The 17,331-nt window shown below is 56.0% G+C and carries 16 protein-coding genes; 4 read left to right on the top strand and 12 right to left on the bottom strand.

Annotation, left to right across the window (positions count from 1 at the left end):
- Positions 1-5: 5 nt before the first annotated feature.
- From ACWNMW_RS06735 to dinB, 6 genes are all read right to left on the bottom strand, one after another.
- On the bottom strand, positions 6-1,700 hold the full coding sequence (locus ACWNMW_RS06735) for a peptidoglycan D,D-transpeptidase FtsI family protein (protein ID WP_449490424.1): 1,695 nt from the start codon (positions 1,698-1,700) through the stop codon (positions 6-8).
- Positions 1,701-1,765: 65 nt separating this feature from the next.
- Complete coding sequence (locus tag ACWNMW_RS06730) at positions 1,766-2,161, bottom strand: hypothetical protein (RefSeq protein WP_448750660.1); 396 nt, start codon at positions 2,159-2,161, stop codon at positions 1,766-1,768.
- Positions 2,158-3,135, bottom strand: a complete 978-nt coding sequence (gene rsmH / locus ACWNMW_RS06725; RefSeq protein WP_449490423.1) for a 16S rRNA (cytosine(1402)-N(4))-methyltransferase RsmH — start codon at positions 3,133-3,135, stop codon at positions 2,158-2,160. The genes ACWNMW_RS06730 and rsmH overlap by 4 nt, the downstream gene beginning before the upstream one ends.
- A gap of 108 nt (positions 3,136-3,243) precedes the next feature.
- Positions 3,244-3,675, bottom strand: a complete 432-nt coding sequence (gene mraZ / locus ACWNMW_RS06720; protein WP_034501622.1) for a division/cell wall cluster transcriptional repressor MraZ — start codon at positions 3,673-3,675, stop codon at positions 3,244-3,246.
- A gap of 328 nt (positions 3,676-4,003) precedes the next feature.
- The gene (locus tag ACWNMW_RS06715; protein WP_449490422.1) at positions 4,004-4,372 is read right to left on the bottom strand and encodes a DUF3040 domain-containing protein; all 369 of its coding nucleotides are present in this window, start codon (positions 4,370-4,372) and stop codon (positions 4,004-4,006) included.
- Between the two features lie 9 nt (positions 4,373-4,381).
- Positions 4,382-5,599 carry a DNA polymerase IV gene (gene dinB, locus ACWNMW_RS06710; RefSeq protein ID WP_449490421.1) on the bottom strand — a complete coding sequence of 406 codons (1,218 nt, stop codon included), beginning with the start codon at positions 5,597-5,599 and terminating at the stop codon, positions 4,382-4,384.
- 30 nt (positions 5,600-5,629) lie between these two features.
- Between dinB and ACWNMW_RS06705 the strand changes: the two genes are divergently transcribed.
- Entirely contained in the window at positions 5,630-6,427 is a 798-nt protein-coding gene (locus tag ACWNMW_RS06705) for a spermidine synthase (RefSeq protein ID WP_034501625.1), read from the top strand.
- A gap of 54 nt (positions 6,428-6,481) precedes the next feature.
- Here the strand turns inward: ACWNMW_RS06705 and ACWNMW_RS06700 are convergent, their stop codons facing one another.
- Complete coding sequence (locus ACWNMW_RS06700) at positions 6,482-7,636, bottom strand: PAC2 family protein (protein ID WP_449490420.1); 1,155 nt, start codon at positions 7,634-7,636, stop codon at positions 6,482-6,484.
- Positions 7,637-7,812: 176 nt separating this feature from the next.
- Here ACWNMW_RS06700 and ACWNMW_RS06695 point away from each other — a divergent pair, with 176 nt between their 5' ends.
- Positions 7,813-10,071, top strand: coding sequence for a HelD family protein (locus ACWNMW_RS06695; RefSeq protein ID WP_449490419.1), 2,259 nt, complete (start codon positions 7,813-7,815; stop codon positions 10,069-10,071).
- A 10-nt stretch (positions 10,072-10,081) separates the two neighbouring features.
- Here ACWNMW_RS06695 and nrdR read toward each other — a convergent pair whose 3' ends face one another.
- Positions 10,082-10,561 carry a transcriptional regulator NrdR gene (gene nrdR, locus ACWNMW_RS06690; RefSeq protein WP_034501627.1) on the bottom strand — a complete coding sequence of 160 codons (480 nt, stop codon included), beginning with the start codon at positions 10,559-10,561 and terminating at the stop codon, positions 10,082-10,084.
- Between the two features lie 73 nt (positions 10,562-10,634).
- Complete coding sequence (locus ACWNMW_RS06685) at positions 10,635-11,090, bottom strand: LysM peptidoglycan-binding domain-containing protein (protein ID WP_449490418.1); 456 nt, start codon at positions 11,088-11,090, stop codon at positions 10,635-10,637.
- 185 nt (positions 11,091-11,275) lie between these two features.
- On the opposite strand from ACWNMW_RS06685, the gene lexA reads away from it, so the two are divergent.
- Positions 11,276-11,965 carry a transcriptional repressor LexA gene (gene lexA / locus ACWNMW_RS06680; protein ID WP_295894711.1) on the top strand — a complete coding sequence of 230 codons (690 nt, stop codon included), beginning with the start codon at positions 11,276-11,278 and terminating at the stop codon, positions 11,963-11,965.
- A 66-nt stretch (positions 11,966-12,031) separates the two neighbouring features.
- On the opposite strand, the gene ACWNMW_RS06675 is transcribed toward lexA, so the two are convergent.
- The 3 genes from ACWNMW_RS06675 to hflX form a co-directional block, all read right to left on the bottom strand.
- Positions 12,032-13,018: an L-lactate dehydrogenase gene (locus tag ACWNMW_RS06675; protein WP_034501629.1), complete on the bottom strand. Its 987-nt coding sequence runs from the start codon at positions 13,016-13,018 to the stop codon at positions 12,032-12,034.
- A 95-nt stretch (positions 13,019-13,113) separates the two neighbouring features.
- Positions 13,114-15,063 (bottom strand): ATP-dependent DNA helicase, encoded by a 1,950-nt coding sequence (locus ACWNMW_RS06670; protein ID WP_449490417.1) that lies wholly within the window; start codon positions 15,061-15,063, stop codon positions 13,114-13,116.
- A complete protein-coding gene (gene hflX / locus ACWNMW_RS06665) occupies positions 15,060-16,577 on the bottom strand; it encodes a GTPase HflX (RefSeq protein ID WP_034501631.1) in 1,518 nt (505 codons plus the stop codon). Before hflX ends, ACWNMW_RS06670 begins: the two co-directional genes overlap by 4 nt.
- Positions 16,578-16,704: 127 nt before the next feature.
- Between hflX and ACWNMW_RS06660 the strand changes: the two genes are divergently transcribed.
- Positions 16,705-17,322, top strand: a complete 618-nt coding sequence (locus tag ACWNMW_RS06660) for a class I SAM-dependent methyltransferase (protein ID WP_034501632.1) — start codon at positions 16,705-16,707, stop codon at positions 17,320-17,322.
- The last annotated feature ends 9 nt before the right edge of the window (positions 17,323-17,331 follow it).

Genomic DNA, 17,331 nt, shown 5'->3' with positions numbered 1-17,331 from the left:
GCGTACTAGGGCCTCGTGGGATACAGCTGGGCAGTTTCTGTAGATGCAGGAATCCCCAGGTTTCGCACTGCCTCGGTCGCGACTTCTCCCCACAGCGGAGCCGCAGAATCCGAAGACAAGCCGCCCACACGCGGGTTGTACAAAACAACCGAAATTGCCAAACGCGGAGATTCCGCTGGAATCAAACCGGCAGTGTTTGATACGACCGCGTCAGCTCCATTGACTTTGATGTCTGCCGTACCCGTCTTCACAGCAATGCGGTAGCCCTCGACCTTTGCTGTCTGGCCAGTACCCAATTCATCAGTGACAACAGACTCCATCATGGTGATGAGTTCTTTTGAGCGATCCGCCGACATGACTTGCTTCGGCTGAGGAGCCGTAGCTTTCTCGGCACGCCCCTGTGAATCGACCGTTGAGTCAATAATTCGCGGCGCAATCATCACTCCGCGGTTTCCGATTGCCTGAATGAGTTGATTCTGTTGGACGGCGGTAACGGCGTAGGACTGCCCGAACATCATCGTGTAGCGATCTCGGCCTTGAATATTGTCGAAATCGCGCATGATGCCCTGAGACTCGCCCGCCAACTCGATTCCAGTGGGCTGGTTAAGCCCCATCTTCGTCATGAAGTCGTAGCGATCGCGATCGCCCACCTGCTCGCCAATCTCAATCGTTCCAACGTTCGAGGATTCCGCAAGGATGCCGGTCGACGTCAAAGTCTCAGTTCCGTGCTCGTGGTAATCCTTGATCGGGCCGCCGGCATCGGGAGGGTTAATGCTATACGGGACGCTGTATTGACTCGTTGGCGTAGTCGTTCCCTTTTCCAGGGCCGAGGCCACAGTTAACAGTTTGCCCACCGAACCCGGTTCGTAGGGAGCCTGCACCCCCATGACAGATTGAGGCTTTGCGGCATCCGGCGTCGTGGACCCCGAATCGGCAAGAACAAGAATACGTCCCGTCGACACATCAGAAATGACGACGACTCCCCAGTCTGCATTGTGCTTACGCACGCGTTCGTCAAGACGGTCTTGAACGAGGTGTTGAAGGTCAGCGTGGAGGGTTGTCCGTACTGAACCACCATCTTGAGGCTCTTTGGTCGTGCGCTTCCCACCGGGCATAATCGCACCGTTGGGCGAGATCTCGTAAGCTTCTTCCCCTGCTGTTCCTTGGAGGAAATTGTTGAAGTACGCCTCAAGTCCGGAAACACCATCGCTTTGCGAATTCACCGCGCCAACGATCGGAGCAGCAGTATTACCGTTCGGGTAGACGCGGTCGAACACCGACTCCCATTCAATTCCAGTGATATCGAGCTTGCGGATCTCACGGTATGTCACCGCATCGACATTTTTCTTGAGGTAGACATACGTAGAATCCCCCAGCATCATGCCGCCCAATTCGGCGCGACTCATCCCTAAGAGCGGGGCGAGTTGCTTAGCTGCTTCCGCTGGGCCTCGACCGATTACTTTACCGTCGTCGTCTTTGTGTTCGTAGGTCGTGATTGCTCGCTGGTTGACGGCAATGTGATAGGCCTGAACTGAATCTGCTAAGACAACGCCATTCACATCGAGGATGTTGCCGCGTTTTGCACCAATTTCACTGACGGCTGTACGAACTCTTTCACCTTCCGATGAAAGTGTCGAGCTTTGGAAAATTTGGATGACCAATAGCTGAAGAACGCATAACGCAAAGAGGACGGTGAACATCCTCCCGATCCCACGGGCGCGATTCGCAGTGGTATCACTCGCTTTGCGTGTGCGCTGCCACAACCTCATCGCGCGGCGACACCGCCCTCAACTGTGCCATCCGATAGACGAATAGTGCCGAGCTTACCGGCGTGTACCATTCCCTGCGCCTTCGCTGCCTTCTCCAGTTCAACGGGAGAAGCCTTTTCTTGAAGTTGAGTCTGCAGAGTCCATGACTGTGCTTCAAGCTCATTGAGCTGAATCTGGTACTCGCGAATCTCGTACGAGGTCTGCGCCATGTGGGTGTTAATCACCATGGGAACCACAATAGCGATTGCGATCATGATCAGCGCGATGATCGTCATGGGAATGACCGAGCGACGAGGACGCGTGGAGTCGACCACCGTCAAAAGTGGTCGAATTTCCTCACCTACGTAGGCCGGACGAGAGGTCGCGCGTGCGCGCGCGGTGGCTCCGCTCATGGTCTTTCCTTCCAGGGACGTATCATCTGTGCGCCGCGCAGCCGCACGGATGCGGAACGCGGATTATGGGATTTTTCTGTGTCGTCAGCCAACTGCGCTCCTCGAGTAAGGAGTTGCAAGCGAGCTTGAAGTTCTTCGGGGATGAGGGGAATCCCCGCGGGGGCTTGGTCTGTTGCCCCACGTCGAAAGATGTCCTTGACCAGGCGATCTTCCAAAGATTGATAGGACTCGATGACGATTCTTCCGCCCACACGAAGTCGTTCGAGAGCTGCGGGAAGTGCGGCCTCGAGAATCGTGAGCTCATCGTTGACCGCAATTCGCAAGGCCTGGAAGGTCCTCTTTGCGGGGTTTCCTCCGGTGCGTCGCGCGGCGGCCGGGATCGAGTCTCGAACGATCTGCGCCAATTGTGAGGTTCGCGTGAGCGGCTGAGTTTCCCGGTCACGAACGATGCGCGCAGCGATCTTCGAGGCGAACTTCTCTTCCCCGTAAACCCGAAGGATCCGCGTGATTTCCTCTTTCGAGGCCGAGGCCAAGAGCTGGGCAGCGCTCACTCCGACGGTGGGATTCATTCGCATGTCGAGAGGAGCGTCGTGCGAATACGAGAAGCCACGTTCTTCTTCGTCAAGCTGAAGAGAAGAAACGCCGAGGTCCATGAGAATGCCATCAACCATTGCACCAGGCGCTTCATCGGCAACTTCAGCCATGTTGTCGTAAGTCGTATGGAATGCTCGGAACCTGGAGCCGAAGGGCGCAAGTCTTGCTGATGCAAGCTCAATTGCTGCGGGGTCGCGATCGATGCCGAAGACGGTCAGTTGGGGGAAACGCTTGAGTGCTGCTTCGGTGTGGCCGCCCATCCCCAAGGTCGCGTCAATGAGGACCGCTCCGGGAGCTTCAATAGCGGGAGCAAGCATGTCCAAGCACTCGTTGAGGAGGACAGGAACATGCAAGCGCGATGCATCGCGGTCAGCAGACACTTCTGCCCTCCTTCTGTGTGATGGGTACCCGTCGTTCCAGGTCCCCCACCGTGCTCTGCCATCGGGGAAGTGACGTCAGAACATCGGGAGGAGACCTGGAATGACGGGCTAGAACATTCCTGGGATAATTTCGTTTTCAGTTTGTGAGAACACGTCTTCCTGGACGGACAGGTAGTCGTTCCACGCCTGCGAATTCCAGATCTCTGCGCGCGACCCGGCACCAATGACGGTGAGTTCGCGGTCAAGACCGGCGTATTTACGAAGATCCGGGGGAAGAGTGATTCTTCCTTGTTTATCCGGAACCTCCTTGTACGCCCCCGAGAGCAGCACACGGACATAGTCGCGCGCTTGTTTGGATGACAGTGGCGCTCGTCGAAGTTCCACTGTCATTTGCTCAAACTCTTGGGCGGGAAAGGCGTAGATGCAGTGTTCTTGACCTCGAGTCAGAACAATGCCACCTTCCATGTCCTCCCGGAATCGGGCAGGCAGAATCACGCGTCCCTTGTCGTCGAGCTTGGGCTCGTAAGTGCCAAGGAACATCATTCACCGCCTTCCCCTCCGTGACATCTTCCCCCACTTTACTCCACGTTTTGCCATTTTGGGACCTTTTCCCACGCTACAGTGACCGATTAACTACATAAATCAGCGGAATATCAAGGAAAAATAGGAGTGGAGGAAAGTGGGGGAAATTTTCAGCGTTTCTCGTCAAAAAACTCAGGAATCGCCTCTGACCAGCACAAATATGCTCGAGCAACTAGAGGTGGAGGAAAGTGGGGAAACGCTGCGTTCGACAGCGCGCACTTCACCCAACAACAAAAAATGGATGCCTGGCGAGCACGCTCACCAGGCATCCATCCGAAAAATTCAGTTATTCATCTGCGGAACGGCGATCCCAACGTTCCTCTTGACGCTGCATAAAAGAAGACCTCTTCGCTCCAGGGCGCAAAACCCGCGGAGCCTGCAAGGTATACCAAGCACCACCAAGCATGAAAAGAAAACCCGCGACCCCAACGATCAAAGAGAGCACCGAGTACCCCAGAGAGACAGCGGCAACCAAAATCAGCAAACCCGCGACAATCATCAAGGAGCCAACAGCAACCCGCTTGGGGGAAAGTTTCGAAGAAGAACGCGGCGAATGAGCGTCTTCGCGCACGTGATCACGGAAGGAGGAAGGCTGATGGTCGAACTGTGCTTCCATCTCCTCAAGAACTTGCTTCTCGTAATCAGAAAGTGCCATGGGGCCATTCTACTTGTTTTCGTCAAGCAAAGATGCAATCGAGATTGCCCCTGCCCCATACTTCCCACGAATTTGATCCATGGCGCGCTCAGCAGCTTCAGGGCGTTCGTCCTGATCAAGCGTGACTTCAAAACCTTCTTCTCGAGCAATGAGTCCCTCTGCTCGCACTCCAAAAAGTCGCACTCCCCCGCTCGGAAGAGTCTCACGCGCAAATAATTCGCGCGCAATCCTCGAAATTTCTCTTCCCAAGTCAGTAGGAGCAGCCAGGCGCTGCTGACGAGTGATCGTTGAAAAGTCCGCACCGCGCATTTTGATCGCAACTTGACGACATACCCACCCGCCTTCGCGCAATCGGCGGGCACATTCATGCGCAGCCTTGGTAATAAATTGCTCAAGAACGCCTCGATCACGAATATCAAGCTCGAAGGTTCTCTCCATACCAACTGACTTTTCTTCACGCGAGACGCACACGGGCCTCGGATCAATTCCCCACGCAAGATCATGAAGCTGGTGTGCAGCCGCGGCCCCAAGGAGACGAGCCAAGCGCTGCACAGGATGCTCAGCAAGCTCCCCAATCGTTTGGATCCCCTCACGTTCAAGGATCTGCCCGCTCTTGGCTCCCACTCCCCACAAGGCGCCAACTGGAAGTCCGTGAAGGAATTCAATGGTGGCCTCGGCGGGGATCAACAAAAGACCGTCCGGCTTGGCATTCGAGGAGGCAATTTTGGCCACCGACTTCGTCGAGGCAATCCCCACCGACGCCGGCAGGCCGAGGTCCCCTCGAATCTGGGTACGGATATCTCGCGCGATCTGAGTGGGGGTTCCGAAACGAAGCCTTGACCCCTTGACGTCAACAAAAGCCTCGTCGACGCTCACTTGCTCAACAAGTGGGCTGAAACGCCCGATAATCTCCATGACTTTGCACGAATACATGCGGTAGAGCTCGAAATGTCCAGGAATGAATACTGCTGTCGGGCACAGTGCACGTGCGCGAGCAATAGGCATGCCGGCGCGCACACCCAAACCCCTGGCCTCGTAGGTCGCAGAAGTGACAACCCCTCGATTCCCACTTCCCCCCACGATGACGGCCTTACCGACAAGCGATGGGTCCTGACGAATCTCAACCTGCGCGAAGAAAGAATCCATGTCAATGTGCAAGATATTCGTTTGAGAATCATCGTCTCCCCAAAAGCGTTTGCGACGCTTATCGCGCGGAGCGTTCGACATCGGATCCTCCTTCCCGCTTAGAGTTGTTCTATGAGTACTCTAGACTCCCCATCACTCGAGGTACGGTGGGACGGCCCGCGCGCAACACTTCTTGTCGATGGCGCCGAATCATCCTGCATCGACACGTCGGACCCCACTTATCTCGATTTTGAGTACATGCAGCACGCAACTTGTGCGCTCCAAGCAACATTTCCTTCGTCCGCGCCGCTGCGCGTTCTTCATTTGGGAGGCGCGGCCTGCGCGCTCCCCTGGGCATGGTCGCTACTCTTTCCCTCATCGCGTCATACGGTTGTTGAGATTTCTCCAAAGATCGCAAGCTTTGCGCGCGAGACCTTCGATCTTCCGCGCTCTCCTATCCTCAAAATACGAATCGGCGAGGCGCGCGCGGTCATTGATTCTCTTCGAGGCTCTTCCTTTGACGTCATTGTCCGCGACGCATTTGCCGGGGAATCTGTCCCCTCTCAGCTGCGAACCCTTGAGTTCACTGCGCAGTGTCATCGCGTTCTTCGCGAAGGTGGTCTTCTGCTGGCCAACAGCGCGCACGGAGGTAGTGACAACGCACGCATTGACCTGGCAGGTATGCGGGAGAGCTTCGCAGATGTCCAAGCCCTGTGCGACCCCAAAGTCGGGCGTGGGGCGCGACGAGGAAATATCGTCTTCCTCGCCCAGTATTCGCCGCAATCCGTTAACGAGGCCGAGCTCGACCGTCTTCTTCGCAAGCTTCCTCTTCCCGCCCGCCCTCTGCGCGGCAAAGACCTATCGAAGTGGCAGGCTGGGACGCGGGCCATGAGTGACGCGGAAATCGGTTGGGGGTCTGACGAGGCCTAGCCTTCACAGAGATTCCCCGGCGCCCCGCGAGTTGGCAGGCACCTAGTTTCGGGTTTATTCGGCAGAGCCCTCTTGGCTCTCTGGCGCAGGCCCTTCGGCGCGTTCGGGACTGTCCTCCGCAGCGGAAGCACTGCCGCGGTGGCGAGGCACGTGTGCACCCACGGCCGAGTCGGAGCCTTCTTTGCGCTCGGCAACGCGTTTGAGGGCCTCGGCAAGAAGATCGTCAACAGAGGGCTTTTCTTCAATAACTTTCTCGTCGGATTCAGAGGGCTCAGTGTTTCCCGTCGCACCTTCGGTCACTGAGGCAAGATAGGCCTCGATGGCGTCGGAGATCCCCGTTATCTCAGTTTCTTTTTCAGCCCCTAAACCAACCGTAAATGCTGAGGGCACCGCATTAAGGGGAATCCCTAACCCATCGCCGGAGAAGGAATCGTAGTGTTCCTCAAGGGCACGGACGGTGTGCTGAACCTCGGGATTAGCATCCACAAGGGCAGCAAAAGCGTCAAAGTCCTCCGCCGCTCCCTGTTCAAGATCCCCCACGGGAAGCGAGAGACCAGAAAACTCGGAGAGCTTACGAAGCAGAGCAGAAGAAGCCGCAGGATAGGCCGATTCCGACATGTAATAGGGAACAATCGCAAGAAGAGTCATCCCATCGATCCCCGATTTCTTCAGGTGCCACTGAAGGAAAGACACCATCGACCCGGGGTATTGGATTCGCGCCGACATATGTGGCTGCGCGGGAACAAGCGAAGGATCGGTCGTATGGACGTGGACGGGAGTCGGCCTCGTGTGAGGAACACCGGAAGGGATCCCGGTCATCCCGAAAACCACCTCAACCCCGGCCTCGGTAATGATTTCTCGAACGCGGGATGCAAAAGTCTCCCAGCGGTAATCGGGTTCAGGACCATGGAGGAGCAGGAAAGACTCTCCGCGGTCATCACGCAAAAGGTCAAGAGAGATCTTCGGAGTTTCTACCTCTTCCGTCACCCAGCTCTTCACTGTGATGACCGGGCGATGCGAACGGTAGTTAATGAAGTCTTCAGCATCAAAGTCTGCAACATGCGTTGCGGGAAGGGAGCGAAGCATCTGTTCAACAGCCATTCGGCCGGAAGCGCCCGCATCCATCGCGCCGTCGAAATACGTCACCAGAATTCGCGCGCGAGTGTGGGGAGCCTGGTGATTATCCCCATGAGTCTGGGTTTCGGTCATGTTCCCCTCCTTCGGTGTCAAACTCGCCCCCAGTGGGCACTACTCATAGTAAAACTACATTGTTTACATCCTTCCAGCGCGGTTAATCCCACAATTGCGCCAAGGGCATATCACAGGAATTTGGGGTCCAGATACGGCAAAATAGAACGCCAGACTTTTTCTACCGAGAGGTCCCGATGTCTGACTCAGCTCGCACCGCAGATCACTTGAGCGAAGAACAAAGCTTCGTTGATCGCGCTTATTCGCGCCTTGATGAACTGCGAACGCAATACCGCGAGCAGCGCCAAAAAATCGATGCGAATCACGGTGTGGGAAATGCGCAGGGATGGACCGAGCGCGATGCCTTGGCCTCGCACTTTGCAGAGCTGTCGACACGCCTCGATAACGTCGAAGAACGTCTGGTATTTGGGCGCCTCGATATGAGTGACCAATCTCGGCACTATATCGGCCGTGTTTCTTTGCTTGATGAGCACTCTATTCCCCTCCTTGTCGACTGGAGGGCACCGATCTCTGCGCCTTTCTACCAAGCAACAGCCCAAGACCCCCAAGGCGTTGTTCGCAGGCGACACATCGCTACTCGCGCACGCACCGTCACCTCCGTGGAAGACGAGCTCTTGGACGCCGAGCAGGCCCATACGCATGGCTTAACTCTGCAGGGCGAAGGAGCATTGATGTCTGCTCTTTCCTCGGCACGAAGCGGAAGAATGGGCGATATCGTCGCGACGATTCAAGGCGAGCAGGACCGAGTCATTCGAGCAAGTGACCGCGGGATCCTTGTCGTCCAGGGCGGACCGGGAACAGGAAAAACTGCCGTTGCCCTTCACCGCGCAGCCTACTTGCTCTACACCCAGCGCGAACGCCTTGAGCGTTCGGGAGTACTGATCATTGGCCCGTCACGGACCTTCTTGCGTTATATCGAGCAGGTTCTCCCCTCTCTTGGAGAGTCCGGAGTCGTCCAGATGACCATCGGCGACCTCGTCCCGGGAGTGTCGAGCCGTGGCGAGGAATCGCCCGAATGCGCCGAAATTAAAGGACGCGCCGCCTTTGCCCGCATCCTTCGCGAGGCCGTGCGCCTCATCCCCCGCAATCCCGACAGCGATCAGGTCCTTCAGGTCTGGAACCGACGCGTTACCTTGAGCGCTGAAGAGGTGCGCTCTGCAATTTCGCGCGCACGCCGCAGCGGACGCCCCCACAATGTTGTCCGCGAGTCTTTCGCATTGGGACTCATGGAACTCTTGGCGAACAGGATCATTATCGAAGCGGGGGACGCTCACAGCGCAGCCGATATTGATCCTGACGATCTCAATTCATGGATGGCCGAGATTCGCGATTCAATCGATGCCAGGCGCGCCATCAACCTTGCCTGGATGCCAACCCAAGCTCCAGCATTCCTACGCAAACTGTGGTTTCGTCCCGCTCTCTTAGCCGCTGCCAATCGCGCCGCTGGCTCTCCCCTGTCTGTTGAAGAACTCGCGACTTTGAAGCGCAGTGCCGACGAGCCCTTCACCACTGCTGATATTCCTCTCATTGACGAGCTCGAAGAGCTTCTGGGCACCCTTGATGTGGCCTCAGCTCAGAGCGCGCGGGCCGAGAAACAACGCGAAAAGGAAGAACGCGAACGCGCAAACGATGCTTTGCAGGCAACGGGCCTAGGTGGCGGCATCGTGACTGCTGAGATGCTGATGCGTCAGACCCAAGAGGTCCGCGCAGTTGTTCCTTTGGCTGAGCGGGCGCGCGCCGACCGCGCGTGGACCTATGGGCACATCGTCATCGACGAGGCCCAGGACCTCTCCCCCATGGCGTGGCGTTGTCTTCTTCGACGTTGTCCGACTCGTTCGATGACTGTTGTCGGCGACCTTGATCAAAAACGTGGACACCGCCGTCCGACTTCATGGAAGCAGGCACTTGGACCCGCGGCACGCGCATTCAGCGAGGAGTTTGTTCTTTCGATCTCCTACCGAACTCCTCGAACGCTGACTCGGATCGCGCAGTCTGTAATGGCATTGCACGGCTCACCCGTGCTCTATCCCATGGAGGCCGTCCGCGACGTTCCGCATTGCTACCGTGCTTCCCGCGCTCGCGACGAGGCCGATTTACGGATTCGCGTTCAAGCTGCGGTAAGCGCAATGGAAGAACGCTTGAATTTGGAGGAAGGCGAGGGAAATGGCCGAGTGTGCGTCATTGTGCCAGATTCCCAGGCACGCCAGTGGCATGCGGATGAATCGGGAGCCTCAGCGCTTGATCAACGAGTGAGCTACCTGACTGCAGCAGGCGCCAAAGGTTTGGAGTTTGACTCCGTAGTGGTCGTTGAACCTCGGGAAATTTTGGAGCAGGGAAGCGGAGATCTCTTCGTTGCTCTCACGCGTGCGACCCATGATTTACACGCGCTCACATGCCACGAGCTGCCCCGGGGGATGGAGGATTGGGACGAATAACCCCGCGTTTTTAGCCGCGCGCTTTGCTGGCTTGAGCTTTTTCTTGCGAGCGTTGGCGCAGGGTGTCAATCGCCCGGGCAAAGTCATCAAGCGAGTTGAAGGCGTGGTAGACCGAGGCGAAACGCAAGTACGCGATTTCGTCGAGGTCCTGCAGGAAGGGCAAAATCGCCTTCCCGACTTCGTCACTGGACACTGAGGAGACCCCTGAGGTGCGAAGATGTTCTTCAACCTGTTGTGCGAGAAGAGCCAATTCGTCATCACTGACGGGGCGCCCCTGACACGCTTTCCGCACGCCAGCAACGACTTTATTACGCGAGAAAGGCTCAATCACACCCGAGCGTTTTACAACCTGGAAGGATGAAGTCTCTAGCGTGGTGAATCGTTTTTTGCAGGACGTACATTCCCTTCGCCTACGAATCGAGGCGCCATCATCCGCAATACGCGTATCGACGACGCGCGAATCGGGGTTGTGACAGAAGGGGCAATGCACCCTCTAACGCTACGGTTGATCGTCACGATTCGCAACTATGACACGGTGGATCAAGGCGATACTTCACGAAGCTTTAACGAGTCGGAATGCGCACTTCCTGCCCAACCTGAAGAGCTCCCTGAATGTCATTGAGCTGCTCGATGTCTGTCACGACGTCCTGCAAGGGACGAGAAGTATCGACACCTTGAGCCAAGCTCCACACGCTATCCCCGCTGGAAACGGACACAACCCGCGTCGGGCCATCGTATGAGGAAGTCTGCAGAGCAAGACCAGCCCCGATCGCAATCCCCACAGCGGTGACAAATGCAAGACCTGAGGTGAGTGCGCGACGCAGATTGATCTGAGTGCGCTGGACCAAGACGGGATGGCGTCGCATCGAGGGATCGTCCGCGCGAAGAACCTGTCGACGGCGACGAGCAGAAGGCGCGTTTCGGATGTCATAGACATGTGCAAGAGGTTCATCACGAACGATTTCAAGGTGCGGACGACGGCTTGCCTCTTGAGTGGCAGTAACAGTCAGTGTGCTCACAATGTTCCCCTTTCGGTCGTACACATGTTCGTCGAACACTTGTACGATAGCAATTCTTTCGAGAAATGTCGAGCCATTTTCGAACATATGTTTGATTTAGCTGATTTCTCCCGTATTCTTAACGGTGAGAGTGGACCACGGGACACTTTCATTTCCATCCACTTTTGAGCCTCGAAGGAATTATCGTGAGCAGCGACACAGAATTGACCGAGCGGCAAATCGAGATTCTGCGCCTGATTAACACCGAAGTACGTACTCGCGGTTTCCCTCCATCAGTGCGAGAAATCGCGCAGGTCGTTGGATTGTCTTCCCCATCAACCGTCAAGCATCACCTCGACACTCTCGAGCGTTTGGGTTTCCTCCAGAAAGTGCCCGGACTTCCTCGTGCACTTGAGGTCTCAGAGCTTGGCAAATCGGTTTTAGGGGAAGAGAAAGAACCGAAGACTCCAGGCTCCACCAAAGTCGTCACTGTTGAAATTCCCACCGCTCACGTTGATGAAGAAGCCTCGGCAATTCCTCTTGTCGGAAGAATTGCTGCGGGTGCACCCATCACGGCAGAACAATCAATCGAGGATATTTTCGAACTCCCCACCCGCCTGACAGGCCATGGGGAACTCTTCATGCTTGAAGTGCACGGAGACTCTATGGTTGATGCCGGTATCCTCGACGGTGATTTCGTCGTGATCCGCAGCCAGTCAACAGCACTCAACGGACAATTCGTCGCAGCAATGATCGACGGGGAAGCAACCGTCAAGGAGTTTTCACGTACTTCGGGCCATGTCTGGCTGCTCCCCCACAATGAAAACTACGCACCTATCCCAGGCGATGAATCAACAATTATGGGACGAGTCGTCACCGTCATCCGATCCCTTTAAAACAAAATAGTTGTGGCCAAGGCATCCTATGCCTTGGCCACAACTTTTATACGAACAGTTGAGTGCTCAGAACCCCAGATCGCGAGCGACTTGACGCAGACGCGTTGCAGACTCGGTCAAACCGTCACGTTCAGCCAGCGTCAAAGGCGGATTCAACACGCGCCCAGCGCCTTCTCGTCCAACCAGTGTCGGCGCAGCCATGCAGACATCCGAGATTCCTTCCCAATCTTCCAAGAGGGTCGAAATCGTGAGGACGCGGTTTTCGTCACGAAGCACCGCGCGGGCGATGTTCGAGGCAGCCAAGCCAATTGCGTAGTTTGTTGCACCCTTGCCTTCAATAATCTTGTAGGCGGAGTTCACAACGTCCAATGCGATTTGCTGACGCAGCTCAGCGTCAAAGAGCTTGCCGGACAGGGTCGGTCCCCAGTGACGCAAAGGAACGTTGCCAATTTCAGCAGAGGACCACAGTGCCACCTCGGAATCGCCGTGTTCACCAGCGACATAGGCGTGAATATTCTGGGTTGCGACTCCGGTTTCCAAAGAGACTAGGTAGCGCAGGCGTGAAGTGTCCAAAACGGTACCCGAACCAAAAACCTGGTTACGAGGCAGGCCCGTAATCTTAAGCGCAGCGTAGGTGACAACGTCTACCGGGTTCGTGATGAACATATAGCGCGCTTCGGGAGCGACGTTGAGAAGGTTGGGCAAAATCTTGCGCATCAAGTCAACGGTTGATCCAGCCAATTCCAGACGAGACTGCCCCGGCTTCTGTTTCGCTCCTGCAGTGACGATCACCAGGTCAGCGCCGCGAACGATCTCCACGTCGTCGGATCCCTCTACGGAACCAGAGGGGGTGAATTGGATACCGTGCGCCATATCCAAGGCTTCAGCTTCCACCTTGGGCTTATTGATGTCATGAAGGACGATGTCACGAGCATCCCCGCGCATCAAACAGGCATAAGCGACAGCAGTACCGACCGCACCGGCACCAACAATTGCGATCTTCGAAGGACGGCCTGAAGATCCGGGATACAGACTTTGAGCATGGGTGGGCATGAATGACCTCCTAAACGACTGAGCACGTCTATTGTTGCAGATCACTCAAGCGGATGACAGGGCTAAACTCCCACTTAGCGGTGAGTTGTACCGCTTTATTTTTCTGGCAAATCCGCCTGTAAACGCTCAAGGGCAGAGCACGCAACATCAATGTCGTGTGTTGGCCAGAGCTTAGGCATGGAAGCACGGATATAAGCACCATAGTTCCGTGTCGCAAGGCGTGAATCCAAAACTGCAACGACTCCACGATCTTCGTGTGATCGAAGTAAACGTCCGGCTCCCTGCGCCATCATGAGGGCCGCGTGATTGACACTCACCTGCCAAAAGCCACTCTGCCGCTGTCGATCAGCATCTCGCGTCAGGGCCTTGACCATGGGGTTGTGAGGATGTGGGAATGGAATTTTGTCAATGACCACAAGGCGACACGCATCTCCAACCACATCAACGCCTTGCCACAAAGACATCGTTCCTACAAGAACTGAATCACGTTCGCGACGGAAACGTTTGATCAAAGTACTCAGCGAGTCCTCACCTTGGAGCATGACATCTTTCATCCCATCAGCTCGAAGCTGCTCAGCTCCCGCACGGGCACCTTTCCACGAGGAAAAAAGCACAAGAGCGCCACCGCCACTGGCACGTACCAGACGACTCATGTGTTCCAAAGATTCAACGCTGGGGCCTTCTGGACGAGGAGCGGGAAGCGAAGCGGCGATATAGAGGATTCCCTGTTTGGCCGCATCGAAAGGAGAACCTACATCGATCCCCTTCCACGGCAGAGGCGCCATCATAACCCCGGTCTTGTAGGCAAGAGGCTCGAAGCTATCTCCCAAGCGCAAGGTTGCCGAAGTCAGAATCGTCGGCTTTTCCCCAAATGCATGCTCGGCAAGGGCAGGGGCAACATGAAGAGGTGCGATCACAAGTTCGCTTAGGCCTCGATCATCATCTTGCTCAATCCAGGTCACGCTCTTTTCGGGATCTCTCCCCCACGCAACTCCCACCTGCGCAAGCTGGTCAAGGAGGGACTTCACCATGACTTTTGTTGTTGCCTCTAACTGCTGCGCGCTGGACTGTGTCTCCAAATCACGGCAAGCCGAGTCAAAGGAAGAAAGAATCCCCGATAGCGGTGCACGGTCATCAAGAAGCCCGGTTGGAAGAGTGCGAATCACCGAATCGAGCTGGGCACCCACACTATCCAGAGCCGAAGTATCCATCGAAGCCAACGAACGCAAGCGCCTCGAGATCCTTGAAAGCATCTTCACGGACAGCGACACTGAGGCTTGTTCGCGCACCCTGTCAGCGAGTTCATGGGCCTCGTCGACCGCGAGCGCGCCGATCGGACCGAAGAGGTCCCCCTCGCCTAGGGCATTGATTCCAAGAAGAGAATGGTTCGTCACGACGACATCAGCATCTTGGGCCAGCTCGCGCGCCATTTGAGGAAAGCAGTTGTCAATCATTGGACACTGCTTTCCAAGGCATTCCAAGCTTGACACTGACACCTGCGACCATGCACGATCATCCACCCCGGGGTCAAGCTCATCGCGGTCCCCTGTTTCGGTGTCTCCAGCCCACGATCGAAGCCGAAGTATCTGTGCGCCCATTTCAGTGGTATGGGTTCCCTCTTCGTCTTCGCTTTGCTCAGGTCCCATGTCGAAAAGGGTTCCTTCGAGAGGGTATCCCCCGCCAAGACGATAGTTACACAGGTAGTTATTCCAGCCTTTCAGGAGAGCAACACGAGGCCGCCGACCGCTCGTCGCTTCAATAGCATCGGCTGCTACCGGCGCATCTTTCGTGAGGATTTGGTGCTGGAGGTTCTTTGTCGCAGTCGAGACAAGGACACGCTCGTCTCGATTCATCGCAAAGTCCATGAGGGGAATCAAATACCCCAGGGATTTACCCGTTCCGGTCCCCGCCTGAACAAGCAGGTTCTCTGGCGCGGCAAGTGCATCACATATTGCACTTACCATGGTTTCTTGCCCGGGCCGCGGGGAACCACCAATATCGCTGAGAGCTCGATTGAGTGCTTTGAGCGAAGACCCGCGACTCACGACTCATCCTTTTCGGCGCCGCTCGCGTCTTCGCCTGCCAAGCCTTCAGAGTAGGCAACAGCGCGCACCGCTGCAGCTAAAGCACCCCCAACGCGTGCCCGAATGCGTTGTCCCTGTTCGAGATAATCTTCGAAGATGAGTTCTCCTTCTTCGTGCACTCGATGGATCAAAGCGCCATGAGCATAGGGAACGACACAATCAATGACTTCGGTTGGCCGTGGGAGCATGTCGGCAATCGCATGCTGGAGCTCAGCGATCCCCTCCCCTGTGGCCGCGCTGACAAGCACGGCGTGGGGAACCAAGGAACGTACGAATGCTCGTTGTTCGGAGGAAGCGAGATCGACCTTGTTAAAGACAATCAGTTCTGGGATGTCCCGCGCCCCGTCAATCGTCTCAAAAACGGAATGCACCGCTTGAATCTGCCCAACGGGATCAGGGTGTGCGGCATCAACAACGTGGACGATAACGTCAGCTTGCCCCACTTCTTCCAAAGTCGAGCGAAAAGCCTCGACAAGCTGAGTGGGAAGACGCGAGACAAAACCGACGGTGTCGGAAAGCGTGTACGCGCGTCCGTCTTCGGTCTGAGTGCGTCGAACAGTAGGATCCAAGGTCGCAAATAGAGCATCTTCAACCAGCACTCCCGCCCCGGTTAAAGCATTGAGAAGTGTCGATTTCCCAGCATTCGTGTAACCGGCAATCGCAACCGCCGGAATTTTCGAGCGCTCGCGATTGGCGCGCTGAGCGCGGCGCGCCGGCTCCATCCGACGGATTTGCTCGCGCAGCTTCGCCATTCGAGTACGAATGCGACGACGATCCAATTCGATTTTTGTCTCACCTGGACCACGTGAACCGATGCCTTCACCTGAAGCAACTCGTCCACCGGCTTGGCGAGACATCGATTCGCCCCAACCACGCAATCGTGGAAGAAGATACTCAAGTTGTGCCAGCTCAACTTGAGCCTTGCCTTCACGTGATTTAGCGTGCTGTGCAAAAATATCCAAGATCAACGCAGTGCGATCAACAACCTTCACTTTGACGACATCTTCAAGACCACGGCGTTGCGAAGGAGCCAAATCTCCATCGACAATCACGGTATCAGCCCCGTCTGCCGCGACAAGTTCGGCAAGTTCACGTGCTTTTCCCGAGCCTAAATAAGTTGCTGGATCAGGATGGCTTCGTTTCTGAATCACACCATCAAGAACTTGAGATCCTGCTGTCTGTGCCAAAGCAGCGAGCTCACGCAGCGAGTTTTCTGCTTCTTCTTCACTCCCGCTTGTCCGCAAGCCAACAAGAACAACTTTTTCAAGGCGAATTTGCCGGTACTCGACCTCTGAGATTTCTTCAAGTTCCGTCGACAAACCTTGGATACGCCTGGTACCTGCTCGTGCCTCTCGCTCGAGTTCACCGGCTTGCGAGTAGTGTTCTTGCCCTGCTGTCGATTCCAATGCGGTTCCGGTACGCGCAAGAATTCGCGCGACAACGCCTCGTGCCCGCTCAGTGGAATCTTCTGACATCAATCGTCTCCAAAAGTCGTGAGAATAGTGTTTTCTATTTTCCCATGTTTGCTGTCTTCTCGGGCTTCCTTGTGGACAAGTCGCGTTGTTTCGCTGCTCCCACCCCACGTCAAGTAGTCTTAACAGCGTGGATGAACAGTACTTCACCGATTCGCAACCAGCCTCCGCCGACGAACTGCATCTTCTTCGCGACCATGTTCGGGGCTTCGACCTCGAAATGTGGGTAAGCGATCGCGTTTTTTCTGGCGGACGCATTGACTTGGGGACACGCCAGCTCATTGCCGAGGCCCCCGATCTTCCCGCGCGTGGAACCTTCCTTGATTTGGGCTGCGGCTGGGGTCCCCTTGCTGTCACGATGGCTCTGGAGTCTCCCGAGGCCAGTGTGTGGGCGGTCGACGTTAACTCTCGTGCAGTCGATCTGACTGCACGCAACGCCTCTCTCAATGAGGCAGATAACGTTCAAGCACTCCACGCCGAGGAAGCCTTAAAAATCGTTGCGGCTCAGGGAGTAACCTTTGATGTCATTTGGTCAAACCCGCCAATCCGCATCGGTAAGAAAGCTCTCCACGAGTTACTGACCACGTGGCTTTCCCTCTTAAGCCACGACGGTGTCGCCTACCTTGTCGTTCAAAAGAACCTTGGGGCGGATTCTTTGACTTCGTGGCTTTGCGATCAAGGGTTTCCTTCCGAAAAGATTGCGTCGAAGAAGGGCTACCGGATTATCGAGGTGCGCGCTCAGGCCTAATAGCTGCGA

This window comes from Actinomyces sp. Marseille-QA0893 (genome assembly GCF_976954355.1).
This window is presented reverse-complemented; position numbering and strand designations above follow the sequence as displayed.